Source organism: Nocardia sp. NBC_01327, from assembly GCF_035958815.1.
Lineage (GTDB): Bacteria > Actinomycetota > Actinomycetes > Mycobacteriales > Mycobacteriaceae > Nocardia.
In genome coordinates, this window is the sequence record NZ_CP108383.1 from 2,393,149 (window position 1) to 2,412,116 (window position 18,968).

The window sequence follows — 18,968 nt, forward strand, 5'->3', positions numbered from 1 at the left end:
TACCGGTTGAGCCATCCCTACCAGCAGGAGTAAGCCATGACCGCACGCGAACGCCGAATCCCCGGACCCGACCACCCGATCACCGTCGAGAAGACAGGTCAGCGCGTGATCGCACGGGTCGGCGGACGTGTCATCGCCGACTCCGTCCAGGCCTTGACCCTGCAGGAGGGAAATTCCCCGGCGGTCCAGTACATCCCGATCGACGATGTCGACCAGGCGGTGCTCGCGCCCAGCACCGCCCAGACGTACTGCCCGTACAAGGGTGACGCGTCCTACTACAGCATCACCCTCCCCGAGGGGGACCTTGCCGACGTGGTGTGGTCCTACCGTGAGCCGTACGAGTCTGTCGCGGCCATCGCGGACCACGTCGCCTTCTACACCGATCGGGTGGACGTCGTAGTCGGGGACTGACTCTCGCGGAGGCGCAGTGTGAACAACTGCCACAGGCCCACCGCGAGCAGGGCGACGGTGGCGATGATGTAGGCGTCGCCCGGAAGATGTTGCCACCAGGACCAATTGAGCTCGCGGTGTTTCCCGTTGGGCACCAGTCCCGGGCCGACCATGAACAGCGTGGCGAATCCGGCGATGGCGGCGTACGGCGCGAAGCGCGGGTTGGTGGTTGTCCATGCCGCAGCAGTGACCAGGGCGGGCGCGACCCACACCCAGTGGTGGGTCCAGGACACCGGTGAGATCAGCAGCAGCACTGCGGCATTCACCAGCAGCGCGGTGACCGACAGCACCGTGATGGGTGTTGTCGGTGCGGCGGAAGCCTTTTCGGCGGTGAAGAGGTGCTGCATCAGCACCACGCCCGCGCAGACGACGGCCAGGCCGAGACCGAGCCAGACCACGGTGGCGGCCGAATGTGTCAGGCCCAGACGGAAAACCGTGCCCTTGATGGACTGATTGCCCACATAGTCCGGCGAGCCGATGCGGTTGGTATCGCTGACGGCGTGGAACCAGTACTGCCGTGATTCCTTGGGGAACAACAGGAATCCGGCTCCGACCACCGTCGCCGCGGTCGCCGCCGCCGTGCCCGCGGCCTTCCAATCCTTGCGAATCAGGAAGTACAGGATGAACGCCGCCGGGGTCAGTTTTGTCACCGCCGCGATGCCGATGAGCACTCCGCGCGGCCAGCGGGGCTTCACGGTCAGGCAGTCGAGGGCGACCGCCGCCATGAGGACCAGATTGATCTGACCGAACCACATGGTGGTCCGGACCGGTTCGATCGCGAGCATGACGGCGACCGCGGTCCCGGTCAGCATGACCTTGCTGCGCAGTTCCAGATCCGGTCGAACCCGCGACAGCACCAGCCACAGCGTGATTGTGAGACAGGCCAGCGAACTTGCCGTTACCAGCAGTTCGGCCAGCCAGAGCGGCACCACCGCCAGCGGAACCATCAAGAGCGCCGCGGACGGGGGATAGGTGAAGGGCAGATCGGTGTGCCCGCGCACCGGCAGCGTCGGACCGTACAGTCCGCCGTGATGCAGCCAGCCCAGCGTGCCGACCCGATAGACCTGGAGATCCAGAAAGCCGTGCAGCGCCGTGAAGAGAAGGGTCAGGGCCACCGATAGCAGAACTCCGACCACGATCGGAACAACGGGAAAGTACCTTCGGCCGTCGGACCCGGGTTTACGCAGCAAGCTTCGCTGCCCCGTCCGCATCGTGATCATCAGGCAGACACTAACCTTTCGGCTTTCGCGCGAGTTGTCCGGATTGCATTGTGGGAGTGGCCAGTAGATGGCTGGAGTCTGTCGCATCCCGGCCGCCCCAGTGCCCCAGACGGCTCCCGGCCGAGGCGAACCACGTCGCGTAGAAGACGAGCGAAACGGTAGCCAGCGCGCCCAGCACCGCCAACCCGGCAAGCACCGGGTACTCGGCCATGGTCACGGCGAGGAATCTGTAGGACAGCAGCAGTCCGGCGAGCGTCGTGACACCGAGCGAGACGATGCGCACGCGGTAGCGGTGCCAGCCGCTGTCCGGATCGCGCAGGATCGACTCCACCGTCAGGCACAGGACCACACCGGCCACCAGATCGCTGCCGTAGTGGTAGCCGAAGCCCAGCGTCGCGAGCAGCGTGCACACCAGCCAGAGCGCACCCGCCCAGCGCAACCACCGCGGTGCGTTGCGGGAGTGGATGAACAGCGCTGTCGCCCAGGCGGTATGCATCGACGGCATGCAATTGCGGGCGGTGGCGGTGTCGAAAAGCATCGGTTTCGGCGCGTATGTCAAGGCGGGCAGCGCATCTGGCCAGTTACCGAGTTGCAGGCCGTGGCCCAGCGGTCCGTAGGCGAAAACCGGGCCGACCACGGGGAACAGCACGTACCCGATCGGGCCGATGACGCCGAGCGCCAGGAAGGTGCGCAGCAGGCTGTGCTGCGGCCAGGGGCTCGTCGTCACATTGCGCAGCTGCCACACCGCGACCACCATCGCCGCCACCGGCAGCTGGATGTACACCACGTGCAGCACATGCGACGGTATGGGGCCCAGAGCTTCAAGTGCGCGGCCCACCACCCACGCCGGCTCTCCCAGCGCCCGATCGGCGAGCTGAACGTATTGGTCGAGGACCCGCGGACCGGCGATGATGCTGACCAGCAGCCAGGTGTCGGCGACCTTCGACGCCATGATCAACAGCACACCGAATGCGATGGCGTGCAAGGCCGTACGCCGCTGCCTGCCCTGCCAGCGGCACGCCGTCACCGTCAATGCGGTGAGGGCCAGGGTCGGGCCGGTGCCGATGGACACATGCCATCCGCACAGCACCTGCACACCCAGCGTCATCAGTTCCAGAATCGCCGCCGCGGCCAGACTGACCACCCTCGCGCGCGCGGGCACGCCCACGCACGCCAGCCCCAGCCCCGCCCAGGACACGGCCGCCGACTGCGGATTGCCCAGGTAATCGTCGAGCAGGCTGCGTAGCGGTCCCATCACCCCGTGCGTCGACGCCCACACCTGAACGACCGCCAGCAGCACCACTGCCGCGAGCACTCCGGCGGCAGGTATGACCCGAGAACCGGCCCCGCCGCCGGACAGCGACGAGCCGGAAACCTTCACCTCATGGTCGACCAGCACTGTAAATCGATAACACAGGTTAAACGGAGGCACAACTTCCGGTTACGGAAAGCTGTCCAGTATCCATCCAGCAAACGTCACCGGCAACCCCGCCGGGCGCACTCCGGCAGCCCCCACACGCCTATCGCCCGCCGCCGGACAACTCCGGCGGCCCAGCGCGTACCCGATGGCGAACCGGACGTGGTGACGCAGTCCTCATCGAACATACGAGAGGCAAGCGACACCGCCGAGGTCCTCGGGAAGTCGGCAGGCTGCTTCACTGCCTTCGAATGTACCCGCGGGGATAGCGGCCGCTGGACGCGGAAAGGTGGGGCTAGAAGCCGCCGCCGTCGAAGCTGTCCATGCCGCCGAAATCGCCGTAGTCGCCGAAATCGCTTCCGCCCAAGTCTGATCGGGGGTCGATGTAGCCGGGGTCGGCCGCGCCGCTGTCGTAGTTTCCGCTGTCGTAGGAGGCAGGGTCGCCGGTGTTCGCGTCCTGGCCGTCCTGGTAGCCGTCGCCATAGCCGTTTTCGAAGGCGGCGGCGTTGTAGTCGACGCCGGACATGCCGGTGAAGAGCGCGTCGAAGAGCAGGACCGAGCCGACGCCCCAGGCGCCCGCGACGAGGGCTGTGCGCCACCAGGGTTCGGAGTACCAGCCGGCGGGGACGGGGCGGCCCGCGACTCGGCCGCCGGGGTAATAGTTGGGGGTGTGGTCCGACGGGGTGGGGGAGGCCGTGAGGGTGCGGCCTTCGTAGTCGACGGTCCGGGGTTCGGTGACCTTGCCCGCGCTGCGCTGGCCGTCGAGTTCGGGGACGGCCGGGCCGGGATCCATGCCCATGGCGGAGCGGGCGGCGCTCACGTAGTAGAGCCCTTCCAGGGCGGTCTCTTTCGCGAGGCGCGCTTGGGCGGGGGTGGTGGCCTGCTCGATCTGTGCGCCCGCGGCATTGAATCGTTCCCCGGCGTCAGCCAGGGCCTGGCGGGAGGGATCGTCGGATCCGGTCAGGTTGTAGACCTGTCCGCCGAGCCGTTCGATGACCCGCCGCGCCTCGGCTTTCGCATCGGCGAGCTGGGTGTTCGCGCGGGTCTGCCTGCCGCGATTGACGACCAGTACCGCCAGCGCGGCGACCACGACGACAAGGAGTAGGACGACTACCGTAGCCACGCCCATCACCCTACGCGCAGCGATAACTGACCAATTGCTACGCGCTCTATGGCAGGACGGTCCTCACCCGGCGACAGCGGCGAATCGTGGACCCGGGGCGTCTGAATCGACCTCCTCGGGGTCGAGCTCGGAGACGGCGAACTGCCGCTTGCCCGCCGTCTTCGCCGAGTACATGGCGCGGTCGGCACTGCGCAGCAGATTCGGGAAGTCGCAATCGCGGCCGGGCGGGCAGAAGGCGGTGCCCACACTCGCCGACGCCGGGACCGGCCCGGCCGCCGTATAGACGGGCTCGCACAGCGCCGCGAGCACGCGCATGGCCAGTTCACCCAGCGCATTGCGGCGCGCGGGCAGCGCGACCACGAACTCGTCGCCGCCGTAGCGGGAGATCACCGTTTCCGGCGGGCAGGTGGCGCGCAGCCGCTGCGCGATGGTGACCAGCACCTCGTCACCGACCGAATGCCCGTAGCCGTCATTGATCTGCTTGAAATCGTCCAGATCGATGAGCAGCAGCCCCACCCCGCGCACCGGATCGGTGGCCATCAGCCGCACCCGCTCCTTGAGCAGCGAGCGATTGGCCAGATCGGTCAGCGCATCGTGCGTGGCCTCGTGCCGCAGCCTGGTCTGCAGTGCCGCGATTTCCTGCACCCGCACCGAGACCGCCTCCGAGAGACTGCGTTCCTGCTGCGCGAGCGCCCGCTGCTGCAGGGCTTCGGCATAACTGTCGATGGCCTGACTGGCGATGAACGGCCAGCGGGTGGCGATCAGCGATCCCGGTTCGCCGGGTGCGAGACCCAGCAGGGCCCGGCTGGCCGGTGCGAGCATGCGGGTGCGGTCGAACGGTGATTCCGCGAGCCGGCGGCCGATGGCGCGGGCCGCGGGTACCGGGAACGGTTCGGATCCGGCTAGTTCCAGCAGTTCACCGATGATGCGGGTGAAGATGCGTTCCACTTCCGCCGGGCCGAGCGCCGGCACGGTGGTGCCGGTCGGGTGCACTGCTCGTGCCCACTCCCGGATAGTGGCCCTGACGATGGTGCTGGTTCGGCTGTCGAGTCGGATGGGCATGCGCGCTCACCCGGCGAACGTGATGTCTGTGCCAGCGGCGCAGCCGATGACGCGGGCGCTGCCTGCGCCCGTGGTGCCCTTCGAATCGAACTCACTAACTCGCGGTCGGCATGTGTGGTGCACGCTCACCGCCCCCTTTCCAGATACCCCCGTCCGGACAAAAAGGATCCTAGCAAGCCACCCGGCATCGAAAGACCCTGTTTCCGAACGGGTTCCCGGTGCCTCGCGAATGGCGATCGATGTCTGATCGCTTTCGCACACTAGGCGTTACACCCAATTTCCGCGAGTCTCCGCGACGCGCCGGAAGGTTCGGTTCTACCGGCGATAACGTGGGCGAATGCGGCCCGATTGGCATTGGCGGAGCGAGGTTCGGTAGAGTGCTCAACGCATGCCGCACCGGGCTTCCGGTGCGCGGTACGCGGGTGTAGTTCAATGGTAGAACTTCAGCCTTCCAAGCTGATAGCGCGGGTTCGATTCCCGTCACCCGCTCTTCTCCCTGCTGGGAGCTTCGGCCTCGGCCGAACAGGTCACGGGGTGTAGCGCAGCTTGGTAGCGCATCCGCTTTGGGAGCGGAGGGTCGCAGGTTCAAATCCTGTCACCCCGACCATCTTTCATTCCATTCCACCCGATTCGGGTCGTATAGCCCGCTGGCACAACGGGACTGACCGGTTCGCAGTTGCCTCCGGATGTGACGCACACGTCAAAATCACCGCGCCGGGTCCGGCGTGTCCACCGCGGCGACATGGGCTGCGGCATCCTGATGGCGGACCCCGAGTTCGGGAACCTCGCGTGAAATCGCCGCGGCGGGGCGAAAATCTAAGGTGTGACGGATCTTTCGCTGAGCGCCGCGCGCCGGGAGCAACTGGCCGCACTACTGGGGGATGAGCGGCGGCTGCGGGAGGAGTATCCCAGGGTCGCGGATTATCTGGATACTGCGCCGTTGCTGGCGGGGAGCGGGGATGCGCGGGCCGATGCGGCCTTCGATCTGCGGTTCGTGCATTTCATGATCGGCGGCGACGGGGTCGGCGGCAATCCGTACTGGGACATTGTGGGGGACTCGGTGTCCGAGCAGGAGGGGCGCCGGGTGGTGAACGGCGGGCGGGCGCGGGGGAGTGCGCGGCTCGGGTACGCCCAGACGATTCTGCAGGCGGTGTACGCCTATGCGATTCCCGCGCCGGAGACGCTCGCCTGGGCGGCCGCGTTCTGTGCGGGCGGCCCGGTGGTGGAACTCGGTGCGGGGCGCGGGTATTGGGCGGCGCAGCTGGCGGGTGCGGGGCTCGCGGTGGCCGCCTACGACTCGGAGCCGCCGGATCGCCGTGAGAATGTGTCGTTCCCGGGGGCGGCGGGGCAGCGGGACCTCTGGTACCCCGTCGGTGATCTCGACGCGTACCCGGCCCGGGATCGATCGGGGCAGGTGCTGCTGCTGTGCTGGCCGCCGGGCTGGGGCAGTGCCATGGCCTCGCAGGCGCTCGCGGATTTCGCGCGGGCCGGGGGCGAGCGAGTGATCTTCATCGGTGAGCCGAAGGGCGGCAAGACCGGCGACGACGGCTTCTTCGACGCGCTGGCCGCGGGCTGGGAACTGGAATCGGAAGATGCGCAGTACGTCTCGTGGTGGAATCTGGCGGATGTGGCCCAGGGCTGGGTGCGCCGCTAACCGGTGCGGGCGATCTCCGGATCGAGGGTCATGCGGAAGACGAAGGCCCCGTATCGATCTCGCGGGTACGAGACGTCGCAGACCATCATGACGCGCTCATCGGGTGCGAGAAAGCGCTGGTGCACGGTCTTCACCAGATCGCCCGCCGGGGTATTGAGCCAGCTCGCGTGCGTCGAGCTCGGAAGTCGGTCGGCGACGGTCTCTTCGAGGAAGGCGGCGCCGTCCGTGCCATCGGTGCCGACCGGCTGGTACGAGTCCGAGATGGAGATCGGCCGCCCGGCCTCGCTGGCGCGCGTGACCACATGGGTGATCTCGGCGCCCGGATCGAGACCGAGGATCTCGGCGAGAATATCGGGGGCCGACATGCGCTTGCTGGCGCGTTCGACGCGCACCTCGTGCTCGGATTCCTGGCCGAAACTGGTTTCCGGGCTCTCCAATTGGCGTTCGGGCGCCACGCGCACCAGGTCGAGATGATCGGTGACGAAGGTGCCGCGCCGCTCGATGGTGCGCACCAGACCCTGACTGAGCAGCAGTTTGACCGCATGCCGAATGACGATCTGCGAGACCCCGTTCCGCTCGGCGATCTCGGCGAAACTCGGTAGCTGCGTGCCGGGTGGGAGCGCCCCGGTGCGGATCTGTCTCGCATACTTCCCGGCGATGGCGACATAGGCCGGTTCTGCCATGGGTTCGCTCCCTTCGAATCATGTTGTCCCCGTACAGGCCATCGTATTCCGTATACGCAGTTGTGGATGTGCACTCCGTGCTTATACTCAGATGGGTATACGCTACTTTGGCTTATCGATCAGGGGTGGTCATGAGGTTTCGCCCGACGGCGGTCGGATATTTGCGGAGCGATGTCAGCGGCATCCGCCAAGCGTGGGACGAGGAACAGATTCGCAGCCGGGCCCGGCGGCTGGGCTACGACTTCGCCAAACTGGTAGTGGCAGACGGCCGCTCGGGCCGGCATCTGACGGCCGCGCTCAAATCCGCCATCACGCGCTTGGACGCGGAGGCGGTCATCGTGCCCGATGCCACGCATTTCGAAGGGCACGTCATTCCCGACGACCTGGTGAAGGCCGCCGATGTGATCACCATCGAACCGGACGAAACCTATGCCCGCTGGGGCATTCCGCCCGCCCCGGCCGAGTGGTTCAGCGCGCCCAGTCGTCGCCGTGTTCGTGGCGCAGCTGCTCGGCCAGAATGGCGGCCTGCGAACGGCGGGCCAGCCCCAGTTTGGCCAGCAGGATCGAGACGTAGTTGCGGACGGTCTTCTCCGACAGGAAGGCCTGCGCGGCTATCTGCTTATTGCTCAGCCCCTGGCCGATCAGGGCCAGGATCTGCCGTTCCCGATCGGTCAGATCGATCTCGTCGAGACGATTGCCGGCGGCCGGGCGGTGCAGGCGAGCGGCGAGGTCGGCGGCGGTGCGGGGATCGATGAGGGATTCCCCGCCCGCCACCCGGCGCACGGCATCGACCAGCTGCGGACCGCGGAGCTGTTTGAGCACATAGCCTTTGGCGCCCGCGAGCACCGCGCCGAGCAGGGCTTCGTCATCGGAGAACGAGGTCAGCATGAGCACATTCAGGCCGGGCAGATCCGACAGCAGATCGCGGCAGACCGTGATGCCGTCGCCGTCCTCGAGCCGTACGTCCAGCACGGCCACATCGGGGCGGACGGCAGGCACCCGGCGCAAGGCTTCTGCGGCGGTGCCGGCTTCACCGGCGATCTCGATATCGCCCTCGGCCTCCAGCAGATCCTGCAGGCCGCGGCGGACGATCTCGTGATCGTCGAGCAGGAAGACCCGAATCTTTCCCGAACTGTCCACGGGGTCATCCTTGCAGGTCGGTGCGCTGTCAGCCGGTAGGCCGACAGTGTGGATGGCCGAGCGGGCGTCCGCTGCCACGGCGGGCCGCGGGGCACGGTGCGGGGGCAGGGTCTATCGTGCCGAGTCGAGGTTGCGGCGCGCTTGCAGGCAGCGGAAGCTGGTGCGGGTCACCGGCGTTCGGCCCTCGGCGTCGATCTCGCCGGAGAACGGTTCGCCGCTTTCCGAGGCGCTGAGGATGTGCAGTTTGATCAAGAAGTCGTCCATCAGTTCCTGGGCGTACTCCTCCGTGATCAGCCCGGATTCCAGATCCCGCTCCAGATAGATATCGAGGAAAGTGGCGGTGCGCCCCAGCGATAGTGTGGCGCCGCGCTGTTCCCGCACCGCCGCCAGATGGGCGAAATAGAGCCACTGGATGGCCTCCCGCCCGGTCGCCGCGGGCCGTCCGATATCGAATCCGTACGAGGCGGCCATGCTCTTCAATTCCCAGAGGGTGCGGATCCGCTCGCTGACTTCCGCACGCAGCCGGAAGGTTTCGGCGTCCGCCGGGCGCTCGTCCAGTACGGCTTTGCCTGCCGCCCGCTCCGCGAGGAGTCTGTCGACGCCGTACAGGGCGACAAGGCTGTAGTCGTCGAATGCGGCGTCATTCCGAGAGTCGCCATTCAAGAGGGTGTCGCGTTCGGTCGGCACATCGGTCGGCAAGCCGAGAATGAGTTCGGCATGGACGTCGAGGTAGCGCGGCGTGAGCGCGATGATGCTGGAGCGGGTGTGCTGGTCCACGTCGTCGCCGCCACGTTCGCGTTCGGCGGTGAAGAGAGCGCCGGCCTTGTCCCGAATATCGAGCGTGCGTGCGGTGGGCCCGCTCAGGAAGCCGTCGTCACCGGCGTACGGCGTGTAGTTCTGCTGGATGAAGTCGCGCACATCGATGGCGTCACGCCACAGGCCGCCGGTGAAGCCGTCCCACGCTCCGATGCGTCGCGCGGTTCCGATCGTCGTCATCACGGGCTCCTTTGCCGGCGCGGCTCGTCTGTGTCCGCGGCTCCGATTCCATGCTCGCCGCGCCGGACACTCGCCGGCAGAGACAAATGTCCCGAGGTTGCCGATGAGTAGCCTTTGGCTATGCCGACCGATCCGCTGGACGCCGTTCCGGAGGAATTGCGCGAACTCTCCGCGCCGCAGGAACGATTGCACGACCTGGTCGAGGCCATCTACAGCGTGGTCTCGGATCTGGATGTGGCCGGGGTACTGTGCCGATTGGTGACAGCGGCCACCCGGCTCGTTGATGCCGAATTCGGCGCCCTGGGTTTGCTGGGCGATGACGAGGATCTCCGGCTCGTCGAATTCGTCCAAGTCGGCGTGGATGCGGAGACGGTGCGGCATCTGGGGCACTGGCCGCGGGGCACCGGAGTGCTCGGGGTGGTGCTCGCGGGCGAGCATCCGGTGCGGCTGGACGATCTGACCACGCATCCGGCCTTCGAGGGCTGGCCGGACGGGCATCCGTTGATGACCAGCTTTCTCGGTGTGCCCGTGCGCATTCAGGGCCGTGTGCTCGGTGATCTGTATCTCGCGAACAAGCGCGGGGGCGTGTTCACCGCCGAGGACGAGCGCATTATCGAGGCGCTGGCCGTGGTCGCCGCCGTGAAGATCACCAATGCGCGCATGTACGAGCAGGTGCAGCAGGATGCTGTTCGCCGCCACGAGGATTCGATCAAAATCGCGGTGATGGAGGATCGCGACCGTATTGCCCGCGATCTACACGATTCGGTCATCCAGCGCATTTACGCCGCCGGGCTCACCGCGCAGGGCGCACTCCGTCTACAGCCCGGACCCGAGGTCGAGAATCGTCTCGAACGCATGGTCACCGCTCTCGATGACACCATTCAGGACATTCGGGCCACCATCTTCTCGATCCGGTCGCCCGCCGGGGTCTCCGGTGGATTGCGCAGTGAGATAACAGATCTGGTGAGTTCCGCCGCTCGCCATCTCGGCTGCGCTCCCACACTGCACCAGACCGGGCCGATCGATGCCGTCCCCGAGGCGACCGCCCGTCAGGCGCTCGCGGTACTGCGCGAATCGCTCTCCAATGTGGTGCGCCATGCGGACGCCACCCGGATCGACGTCACTGTCACCGCCGACCCCGGCGAACTGCGAGTCGCGGTGGCGGACAACGGTATCGGCCTGGGCGGCGCGCCCCGGCGCGGCGGCCTGCGCAATATCGCCGAACGCGCCGCCGCCCTGCGCGGCACCCTGGAACTGGCCCCGGGACTGGACAATCGCGGCACCGCGCTGCTGTGGCGAGTTCCGCTGCCGACCACCGAGTGATCGCGCCGCGCCCACCCGCAAACGAGCAACGAGTGTGTACCCGCGGTGATCACACCGGGATACACACTCGTGGTGCTGGACTTGGCCCGCGGATGGTCGTGCCGCGAACAGGGTTTCGCTATTTGGGCTGGTCGGCCTGCGCCGGGTCCGGCTGCGCCGCAGGCTGCGCGGCGGGCGCGGGCGGGGCCGCCGGAGTTGTCGTCTTGGGATCGGCCCACTTGGTGGTGCCGTCGGCGGCCTGCATGGTGGTCAGCAGGTCGACGCCATTGGCGATGAGGGCCGGGCCGCCGACGGTGATGCTGCCGATGATGCCGCCCACGGCGGCACCGGTGGTGAGGCCGGGAATGCAGCCCGCGACCAGGGTGACCACGCAGCCGACGGCCGCGCCGATCGCCGTGCCCACAAAGGTGCCGATGGTGGTGGCCAGGCCGAACTGCGAGCTGAAATCGCTGAGTGCGCGCGAGTTCTCGGTCGCCGAGGCAATGGGCTTGGCCGCGAGCGGCTGGCTGATGTTCAGGCCGGCCGGTTTGTCCGGGGTCAGCGCGAGGACGGTGCCGTCCTTCTGGAGCTCCGGCTTGACCGGGAGGCTGATGTCGCCGATGTGGAAATCGAGCGGCAGGGTGAGCAGTACACCGCCCTGACCGTCCTTCACATCGACCACATTCACCACGGTGGCCGGGTCGACGGGCTTGCCGTCATGATCGACGGCGATACCGTCCTTCTCGGTCAGCCGATCCTTGCCGCCGGACGCCAGTTCGGTGCCGAGGGCTTTGGAGAGCTCGAAGGTGCCGCCCCGGAGCGTTGTGATGACCGTTTTGTCCACCATCTTCGCCGAATAGGCGATATGCGGCGGGGCGGCAGCGGGCTCGGCATGCGCCGATCCGGTGGCCACGGTCAGTGCACCGATCAGGAGGGAGGCTGCCGCGGTGGCGCTGCGGAACTCCATGCGGAATCCAATCCATCATCAGGGGTGGGAATGTCCAACCAGCGAAGCTTAGTGGAACTCACAGGGGCCGATCACTTTTGGGCCAAAGGAGATACAGCGAAAATTAGCCGGCAGTGATCGAAAAATTATCGTCTACCCGGTCTGCTGAAGCGTCGCCAACTGTAGCGCCCCGAATGCGCGCATGTGTAGCGAACGAGGCAGACTGCGCACATGACGCTCAGGTACAGCGCGGGAGTCCTGCTCTTCCGCCGCACCCCGGCCCTCGAGGTACTGATCGGACATATGGGCGGACCGCTGTGGGCGCACAAGGATGCCTCCGCCTGGTCCATCCCCAAGGGGGAATTCGATCCCGCGCAGGAGCGGCCGCAGGACGCCGCCCGCCGCGAATTCACCGAGGAGCTGGGGCTTCCGGTCCCCGACGGTGCGTGGCTCCCGATCGGCGAGGTCGAATACGGCAGCGGTCGCAGTCGTAAACAGGTCACCGTGTGGGCGGTCGAGGCAGACCTCGATCCGGCGCTGGTGGTGCCCGGAAACTTCGAGATGGAATGGCCGCCGCGCTCGGGCCGCATCCAGGAGTTCCCGGAGATCGACCGTGCCGAGTGGTTCCCGCTCGAGATAGCGCAGGAGAAGCTCGGCAAGGGCCAGCGCCCGTTCCTCGATCGCCTCGGCGAACTCGCAGCGCGATCTTGAACCGCGGTTCGGGCGCCGGCTTCCCGGTGCGGAATCGCGCTCACAGCTATCTCCCAGTGCAATCGCAGCGCCGAGTGTGGTGCCGTCTTGGAGGTTGGCCTGCATGATCGATACAGCGATTACGTCGCCGGAAGCGCGACCCGGCGGTCCACAGCCGATCGCGGGGCGGGCGACCCGGCGTGAGTACGCGGCGCTCGCGGTGCTGCTGATCGGCACCGCCGCCGCGTACCTGTGGAGGCTGACCGCCAGCGGCTGGGCCAATTCGTTCTACGCCGCCGCCGTGCAGTCCGGGGCCAGATCGTGGAAGGCGTTCTTCTTCGGCTCCTCGGACTGGGCCAATGCCATCACCGTCGACAAGACGCCCGCGTCCTTCTGGCCCATGGAGCTGTCGGCCCGCCTGCTGGGTTTCAGCAGCTTCAGCATGCTGCTGCCGCAGGTGCTGCTCGGCGTGGCTTCGGTGGCGCTGCTGTGGGTGATCGTGCGGCGGTACTTCGGTGCGTCGGCCGGACTGCTGGCCGGCCTGGTACTGGCGCTGACTCCCGTTGCGGCACTGATGTTCCGGTACAACAATCCGGACGCCTTCCTGGTCTTCCTGATGATCGCGGCGGTGTGGGCCATGCTGCGGGCGGTCGAGGACGGCCGCTGGCGCTGGCTGCTGCTGTGCGGGGTGCTCGTCGGATTCGGTTTCCTGGCAAAGCAATTGCAGGTGATGCTGGTGCTGCCCGCGCTCGCGGCGACCTATCTGTTCGCCGGACCGCCGAAGCTGGGCAAGCGCATCGTGCAGCTGGTGGCGGCCGGTGCGGCCATGGTCGCCGGAGCCGGCTGGTGGGTACTGGTCGCTCAGCTCTGGCCCGCCGATGATCGACCGTATTTCGGTGGCTCCCAGCACAATTCGATTATCGAGCTGACTCTCGGATACAACGGCCTGGACCGGCTCAGCAATAACCGGAGCTTCGGTGACAACCCGGAGATGAAGGGGAAATTCAACCCGTTCGGCGGTCAGGCCGGTCTGCAGCGCCTGTTCAACGAGACGGTGGGCGGGCAGATCGCGTGGCTGATTCCGGCCTCGCTGGTGCTGCTGGCCGGGGCGATCCTGCTGTGCGGCAGGGCGCCTCGGACCGATCGCAAACGGGCCGCGCTACTGCTGTTCGGTGGCTGGGGTGTGGTGACCGCGCTGGTCTTCAGCCTCATGAGCGGAACGTTCCACGAGTACTACACGGTGGCACTGGCTCCCGCGCTCGCGGGAGTGGTGGGGATCGGCAGCGTGGTGCTGTGGCGGGAGCGCGATCGGGGCTGGGTGCGCGGCGCACTGGCGCTGAGCATGGCGCTCACGGCGCTGACGGCCTGGGTATTGCTCTCGCGCACCACGGATTTCGTGCCCTGGCTGCGCTGGGTGATCGTCGGCGTCGCGGTGGTGGCCGTCCTCGGACTGCTCGTCCGGACCGGTCGCACGCTGACGATCGTGACCCTCTCGGCCGCACTGTTCGCCGGACTGGCGGCCCCGGCCGCGTATGCGGTGGAGACCCTGCGCCTGCCGCACACCGGTGGGATCGTGCGGGGCGGTCCGCATCCCGATCCGGTCTTCCCGAACTTCGGGAATGCGGGCGGCGCTGACGAGCCGGAGGCGGAGGCGCCGGCGGCCAAGGAGCCCGCCCGGGGTTTCCCGTTCACGACCGCACCCACCGATAAGGTGCTGGCGCTGCTCGAGAGCAATGGCAATGCCTACACCTGGGTCGCCGCCACCATCGGCTCCAGTGATGCGGCCACCTATCAACTGGCCGCGGACTTCCCGGTCATGGCGGTGGGCGGGTTCAGCGGTGGCGATCCCGCGCCGACGCTGGAGAAATTCCAGCAGGACGTCGCCGAGAGCCGGATCCACTATTACATCGCGACCGAGGAGCGGCACGGTCCGCCGCAGCGGCAGGTCTCGGAGGGTTCGAAGATCACCGGCTGGGTAAAGGATCATTACACGGCCACCACTGTGGACGGGGTCATCATGTACGACCTGACCGTTCCGCGCGTGACCGGGTAGTGAGGGGCGGTGCGGGCCGGAGCCGGATGTTCCGGCCCGCACCGACGCTTTCGGCTGTGCCGCCGTGGATCGCCACAGCCGCCCTGGATCGCCACAGCCGCCGTGGATCTCTACAGCCGTGGATCGATCGGCTCGGTCTCCAGTGCCAGCACCGCGAACACCGCCTCGTGCACCCGCCACAGCGGTTCCCCGGCCGCGAGACGATCCAGCGACTCCAGGCCCAGCGCGTATTCCCGCAGTGCCAGTGAGCGTTTCCCGCCGAGCCCGCGCTGCCGCAGGCGGCGCAGGTTCTCCGGGCGCAGATACTCCGGCCCGTAGATGATCCGGAGGTATTCCGGCCCACGGCATTTCACGCCCGGCTGCACCGGACGGCTACTGCGGGTGCCGGTTCCGGTGACCAGTGCGCCGATCGGCTTGACCACCATGCCCTCGCCGCCCGCCGCGGTGAGCTCGCTCCACCACGCCGTCGCCGCGGCTTCACCCTCGGCATCGGCGAGATCGACGAGTAGCCGCCGAGTCGGTGTGAACAGGCCGGGATCGGCGGCGACCAGGCGGTCGATGAGCTCCAGATGCCAGTTGTGTTCGCGCACCGCATAGTTCGCGCCGTGCCCGGCGAGGATCTGGAACGGCGCGAGGCGCACACCCGCCAGTCCGTCGACCGGCCAGCAGTAGCGGCCGTACGCGGTGGTGAATGCCTGCGCGTCCGCTTCGCGCGCGCGGGTGCGCTCGGTCAGATCGGCTACGTCCACACCCCTTTCGCGCACGGCCGTCAGCATCTGGGCGGCCGCGCCCAGGGAAGCGCGCGCCGCCGCGCCGACCGCCGCGTACTGAGTGCGCAGCAGGCCCAGCGCCTTGGCCGACCAGGGCAGCAATTCGGTATCGAGCGCCAGCCACTCCGTATCGAGTTCCTCGAAGAGCCCGGCCTTTTCGGCCGCGACGCGCACGCCGTCGAGCAGCGCTTCGGTCTGAGCGGTGCTGTCGAAGAACGGACGGCCGGTGCGGGTGTACACCGCTCCGGTACTGCCGTCGTCCACGCCGAAGCGATCCCGGGCGGCTGCCGCCGAGCGCGCCACGACCACGACGGCGCGCGAGCCCATGTGCTTCTCCTCGCACATCACGGTCTCGACGCCTTCGGAGCGGTAGTACTCGAAGGCCTGTGCGGGGTGCTCCAGATGGCCCTCCACCGTCGACGTGGCACAGGATGACATGGTCGGCGGCAGATAGACCAGCCAGCGCGGATCGACGGCGAAGCGGCTCACCACCTCCAGTGCGGCGGCGGCCGCATCCTCCTGCACCCCTACGCGACCCAGGTGCCGGGTCTCCACCACGCGGCGGCCGATCACATCGTCCAGGTCCAGCACACCCGGATCGCGGTGCACCACACCGGTGCCGGGCACCAGGGTGGCGGGCTGCAGCGGGCGGGTCGGCTCGTACCAGACCTGTTCCGCCGCAACGGCCACCGGCTCCCGCTCCGGATAGCGCAGCGCGGTGAGCTGCCCGCCGAAGACCACGCCGGTGTCCAGGCACAGGGTGTTGTTGACCCAGACCAGAGTGGACATGGGCGTGTGCCCGTACAGGACCAGCGCCTGACCGCGGTAGTCATTGGCCCACGGGTAGCGCACCGGAAGCCCGTATTCGTCGGTCTCCCCGGTGGATTCGCCATACATGGCGAACTCGCGCACCCGCCCGGAACTACGGCCGTGGTACTCCTGCTTCAGGCCGGCGTGCGCCACGACCAGGTTGCCGCCGTCCAGTACATAGTGGCTGACCAGTCCGCGCATGAACTCCTGTGCGGTCTTGCGGAACTGCTCGCTCTCGGCTCCCAGCTGCGCCATCGATTCGGCGAGGCCGTGTGCGACCTTCACCTTGCGGCCGTCGAGCGCGCGCACCAGCTTGAATTCATGGTTTCCGGTGACGCACAGGGCATGTCCGGAACCGACCATGCCCATGACGAGGCGCAGCACGCCCGGTGTGTCCGGGCCGCGATCGACCAGGTCGCCGACGAATACGGCGGTGCGGCCCGCCGGGTGACTCGCGCCGACGGCTCGCCCGGCATCGTCGCGGCTCAGGACGTAGCCGAGTTCGCCCAGCAGCGTCTCCAATTCGCTCCGGCAGCCGTGCACATCGCCGATCACATCGAACGGCCCGGTGAGCTCGCGCTTGTCGTTCCACAGTCGCTCGTCGGCGACGGTGGCCGCCTCGATCTCCGCGACGCCGCGCAGCACGTGTACCTTCCGGAAGCCTTCGCGCTCCAGGAATTTCAGACTGCGCCGCAGGTCCCGGCTGTGCCGGGCCACCACGTGCGGACCCAGATCCGCGCGATCGGGCCGTCCCGCATTGCGTTCCACACAGATCTGATCCGGCACGTCCAGCACAATGGCCACCGGCAGCACATCGTGCGCCCGCGCCAATTCGATCAGCTGCTGCCGCGCTTTCGGCTGCACATTGGTCGCGTCGACCACGGTGCGCAGCCCGCGGCGCAGCCGCACCCCGGCCACATGGTGCAGCAGTGCGAAGGCGTCGGCGGTCGCCGACTGATCGGTCTCGTCATCGCTCACAATGCCGCGATAGGCATCCGAGGACAGGATCGCGGTCGATGGAAAGTGCTTGTGCGCGAACGTCGATTTCCCGGAACCGGTGCTGCCGATCAACACGACCAGTGACAGCACCGGGACAGCCAGTTCCGTCATGACGCGGCCCCCATTTCCTCGGTGGTCCTGGTGAATACGGCCAGCTGAGTGGACGCGCCGAATTCCGGATCCTCGGGGCCGACCGGCTCGAATCGCACGCTGTAGCCGTACGTTTCGCCCACCTGCCCGGCCCACTCCGCGAATTCCGCACGGCTCCACTCGAATCGGTGGTCCGAGTGCCGGAAGGTGCCCGCCGTCAAGGTTTCGTACAGCGCGTTGTACTCACTGTTCGGTGTCGTGACGATCACCGCGCGCGGCGCCGCGGCCCGGAACACCGTGTGCTCCAGCGCGCCCAGCCGAGGCGGATCCACATGCTCGATCACCTCCATGAGCACCGCGGCGTCATATCCCCGCAGCGACGCGTCCGCATACGTCAGCGCCCCCTGCCGCATGCTCACCCGCTGCGCCTGCCGCTCCGGCAACCGCCGCATCCGCCGCTGTGCAATCCGCAATGCCCGAATAGACACGTCCACCCCCACGATCTCACCGAAACTGCTGTCCGCCACCAACTCCCGCAACAATGCTCCCTCCCCGCACCCGAGATCCAGCACCCGGCTCGCCCCGACCTCCCGCAACGCCCCGATTACCGCCGCCCGCCGGAGCACTGCCAGCGACGGCCCCTGTTCGCCGACAGGTCCAGCGGCATCACAGGAAAGCGCGGCGTCCCGCGACACCGCGATATCGCACGGCCCATCGCCGAGCGCGAATCCGGCGGTGGCCGAGGCCAGTTCGGCCGCGAGGTCGTCGGAGTTCTCCTCCACCGCGCCGAGCTCCTCCGGCTCACGGTCGTCCAGTTCGGCGAGGCGGGCGAGCGCGGCGTGTACGAGGGAGTGCCGCCGGGCCAGATACCGGCGGGTGATCCAGGTGCGCTCGGGATGCGCTGCCAGCCAGCCCTCGCCGAAGCGCAGCAGTTTGTCGATCTCGGCGGTGTCGAGGAAATAGTGCTTGCTGCCATCGAGAACCGGCAGCAGCACATAGAGGTGGGCCAGGGCGTCGGCCAGCCGCAGCGTGCCGGTGAGTTCGAGCCGCAGATAGTGCGAGTCGCCCCATTCCGGGAACGCCGGATCCAGCGGCAGGGGAGTGGCGCTCACCGTCCAGCCCAGCGGTGCGAACACGCGCTCGGCATCCGCCGCGCCACCCCGGCACGGCACCGCGGGCAGTTCGATCCGCAGCGGCAGCGCGGTCTCGACCAGCTCCGGCCGCTGCGCGCACCGCCCGTGCAACGCCGAACCGAAGACCGTGGAGATGGCCACCGACACCAGCGAGGATGCCGCATAGGGCCGATCGTTCACATACTGCGCCAGACTGAATTCCGGTGCGCCCTTGGACTTTCCCCGCACCAGCCGCACCGGATCGATCTCCAGCAGCAGCGCCGCGGTGCACCTCTCCTCGGTGGCCTCCGGGTACAGCACATGCGCCACACCGTAGGACTGCTCGAAGCTCTGTATGCGCGCCGGATTCTTGTGCAGCAGAAAGCCCAGATCGGAGGCCGGCCAACCGGCGCCCTCGGGTCGCGTACAAGAAATCGTCAACAGCATTCTG

15 protein-coding genes and 2 tRNA genes are annotated in these 18,968 nt (G+C 67.8%); 7 read left to right on the forward strand and 10 right to left on the reverse strand.

The genetic code is table 11. The features are described 5' to 3' along the window. Nucleotides 1–36: 36 nt before the first annotated feature. Nucleotides 37–411, forward strand: a complete 375-nt coding sequence (locus OG326_RS10470; RefSeq protein ID WP_327144429.1) for a DUF427 domain-containing protein — start codon at nucleotides 37–39, stop codon at nucleotides 409–411. Here the strand turns inward: OG326_RS10470 and OG326_RS10475 are convergent. The 4 genes from OG326_RS10475 to OG326_RS10490 all read right to left on the reverse strand — a co-directional run bounded on the left by OG326_RS10475 (nucleotide 375) and on the right by OG326_RS10490 (nucleotide 5,272). Beyond that, nucleotides 375–1,565 carry a glycosyltransferase 87 family protein gene (locus OG326_RS10475; RefSeq protein ID WP_327144430.1) on the reverse strand — a complete coding sequence of 397 codons (1,191 nt, stop codon included), beginning with the start codon at nucleotides 1,563–1,565 and terminating at the stop codon, nucleotides 375–377. The two genes, OG326_RS10470 and OG326_RS10475, sit on opposite strands and share 37 nt — an antisense overlap. 115 nt (nucleotides 1,566–1,680) lie before the next feature. Then, a complete protein-coding gene (locus OG326_RS10480; protein ID WP_442791019.1) occupies nucleotides 1,681–3,066 on the reverse strand; it encodes a phosphatase PAP2 family protein in 1,386 nt (461 codons plus the stop codon). A gap of 316 nt (nucleotides 3,067–3,382) precedes the next feature. Next, on the reverse strand, nucleotides 3,383–4,210 hold the full coding sequence (locus tag OG326_RS10485; RefSeq protein ID WP_442790938.1) for a DUF1542 domain-containing protein: 828 nt from the start codon (nucleotides 4,208–4,210) through the stop codon (nucleotides 3,383–3,385). 63 nt (nucleotides 4,211–4,273) lie between these two features. Then, complete coding sequence (locus OG326_RS10490; RefSeq protein ID WP_327144433.1) at nucleotides 4,274–5,272, reverse strand: GGDEF domain-containing protein; 999 nt, start codon at nucleotides 5,270–5,272, stop codon at nucleotides 4,274–4,276. A 418-nt stretch (nucleotides 5,273–5,690) separates the two neighbouring features. On the opposite strand from OG326_RS10490, the gene OG326_RS10495 reads away from it, so the two are divergent. From OG326_RS10495 to OG326_RS10505, 3 genes are all read left to right on the forward strand, one after another. After that, a tRNA-Gly gene (locus tag OG326_RS10495) sits at nucleotides 5,691–5,761 on the forward strand. Nucleotides 5,762–5,802: 41 nt separating this feature from the next. After that, nucleotides 5,803–5,879 (forward strand) — tRNA-Pro (locus tag OG326_RS10500). A gap of 216 nt (nucleotides 5,880–6,095) precedes the next feature. Then, the gene (locus tag OG326_RS10505) at nucleotides 6,096–6,926 is read left to right on the forward strand and encodes a hypothetical protein (protein ID WP_327144434.1); all 831 of its coding nucleotides are present in this window, start codon (nucleotides 6,096–6,098) and stop codon (nucleotides 6,924–6,926) included. Here the strand turns inward: OG326_RS10505 and OG326_RS10510 are convergent. The 3 genes from OG326_RS10510 to OG326_RS10520 form a co-directional block, all read right to left on the reverse strand. Next, nucleotides 6,923–7,609, reverse strand: a complete 687-nt coding sequence (locus OG326_RS10510) for a GntR family transcriptional regulator (protein WP_327144435.1) — start codon at nucleotides 7,607–7,609, stop codon at nucleotides 6,923–6,925. The two genes, OG326_RS10505 and OG326_RS10510, sit on opposite strands and share 4 nt — an antisense overlap. A 468-nt stretch (nucleotides 7,610–8,077) precedes the next feature. Next, a complete protein-coding gene (locus OG326_RS10515; protein WP_327144436.1) occupies nucleotides 8,078–8,749 on the reverse strand; it encodes a response regulator transcription factor in 672 nt (223 codons plus the stop codon). Nucleotides 8,750–8,860: 111 nt separating this feature from the next. After that, entirely contained in the window at nucleotides 8,861–9,745 is an 885-nt protein-coding gene (locus OG326_RS10520; protein WP_327144437.1) for a pyruvate formate lyase family protein, read from the reverse strand. A gap of 120 nt (nucleotides 9,746–9,865) precedes the next feature. Between OG326_RS10520 and OG326_RS10525 the strand changes: the two genes are divergently transcribed. Further along, nucleotides 9,866–11,068 carry a GAF domain-containing sensor histidine kinase gene (locus OG326_RS10525; protein ID WP_327144438.1) on the forward strand — a complete coding sequence of 401 codons (1,203 nt, stop codon included), beginning with the start codon at nucleotides 9,866–9,868 and terminating at the stop codon, nucleotides 11,066–11,068. Nucleotides 11,069–11,186: 118 nt separating this feature from the next. On the opposite strand, the gene OG326_RS10530 is transcribed toward OG326_RS10525, so the two are convergent. Then, on the reverse strand, nucleotides 11,187–12,014 hold the full coding sequence (locus tag OG326_RS10530; protein ID WP_327144439.1) for a hypothetical protein: 828 nt from the start codon (nucleotides 12,012–12,014) through the stop codon (nucleotides 11,187–11,189). A gap of 210 nt (nucleotides 12,015–12,224) precedes the next feature. On the opposite strand from OG326_RS10530, the gene OG326_RS10535 reads away from it, so the two are divergent. Continuing rightward, nucleotides 12,225–12,704: an NUDIX domain-containing protein gene (locus OG326_RS10535; RefSeq protein WP_327144440.1), complete on the forward strand. Its 480-nt coding sequence runs from the start codon at nucleotides 12,225–12,227 to the stop codon at nucleotides 12,702–12,704. Nucleotides 12,705–12,807: 103 nt separating this feature from the next. Further along, on the forward strand, nucleotides 12,808–14,736 hold the full coding sequence (locus OG326_RS10540; protein WP_327144441.1) for a glycosyltransferase family 39 protein: 1,929 nt from the start codon (nucleotides 12,808–12,810) through the stop codon (nucleotides 14,734–14,736). A 110-nt stretch (nucleotides 14,737–14,846) separates the two neighbouring features. On the opposite strand, the gene OG326_RS10545 is transcribed toward OG326_RS10540, so the two are convergent. Continuing rightward, nucleotides 14,847–17,426, reverse strand: coding sequence for a polynucleotide kinase-phosphatase (locus tag OG326_RS10545; protein WP_327144442.1), 2,580 nt, complete (start codon nucleotides 17,424–17,426; stop codon nucleotides 14,847–14,849). Beyond that, entirely contained in the window at nucleotides 17,423–18,964 is a 1,542-nt protein-coding gene (locus tag OG326_RS10550) for a 3' terminal RNA ribose 2'-O-methyltransferase Hen1 (protein ID WP_327144443.1), read from the reverse strand. The genes OG326_RS10545 and OG326_RS10550 overlap by 4 nt, the downstream gene beginning before the upstream one ends. Between the last annotated feature and the right edge of the window lie 4 nt (nucleotides 18,965–18,968).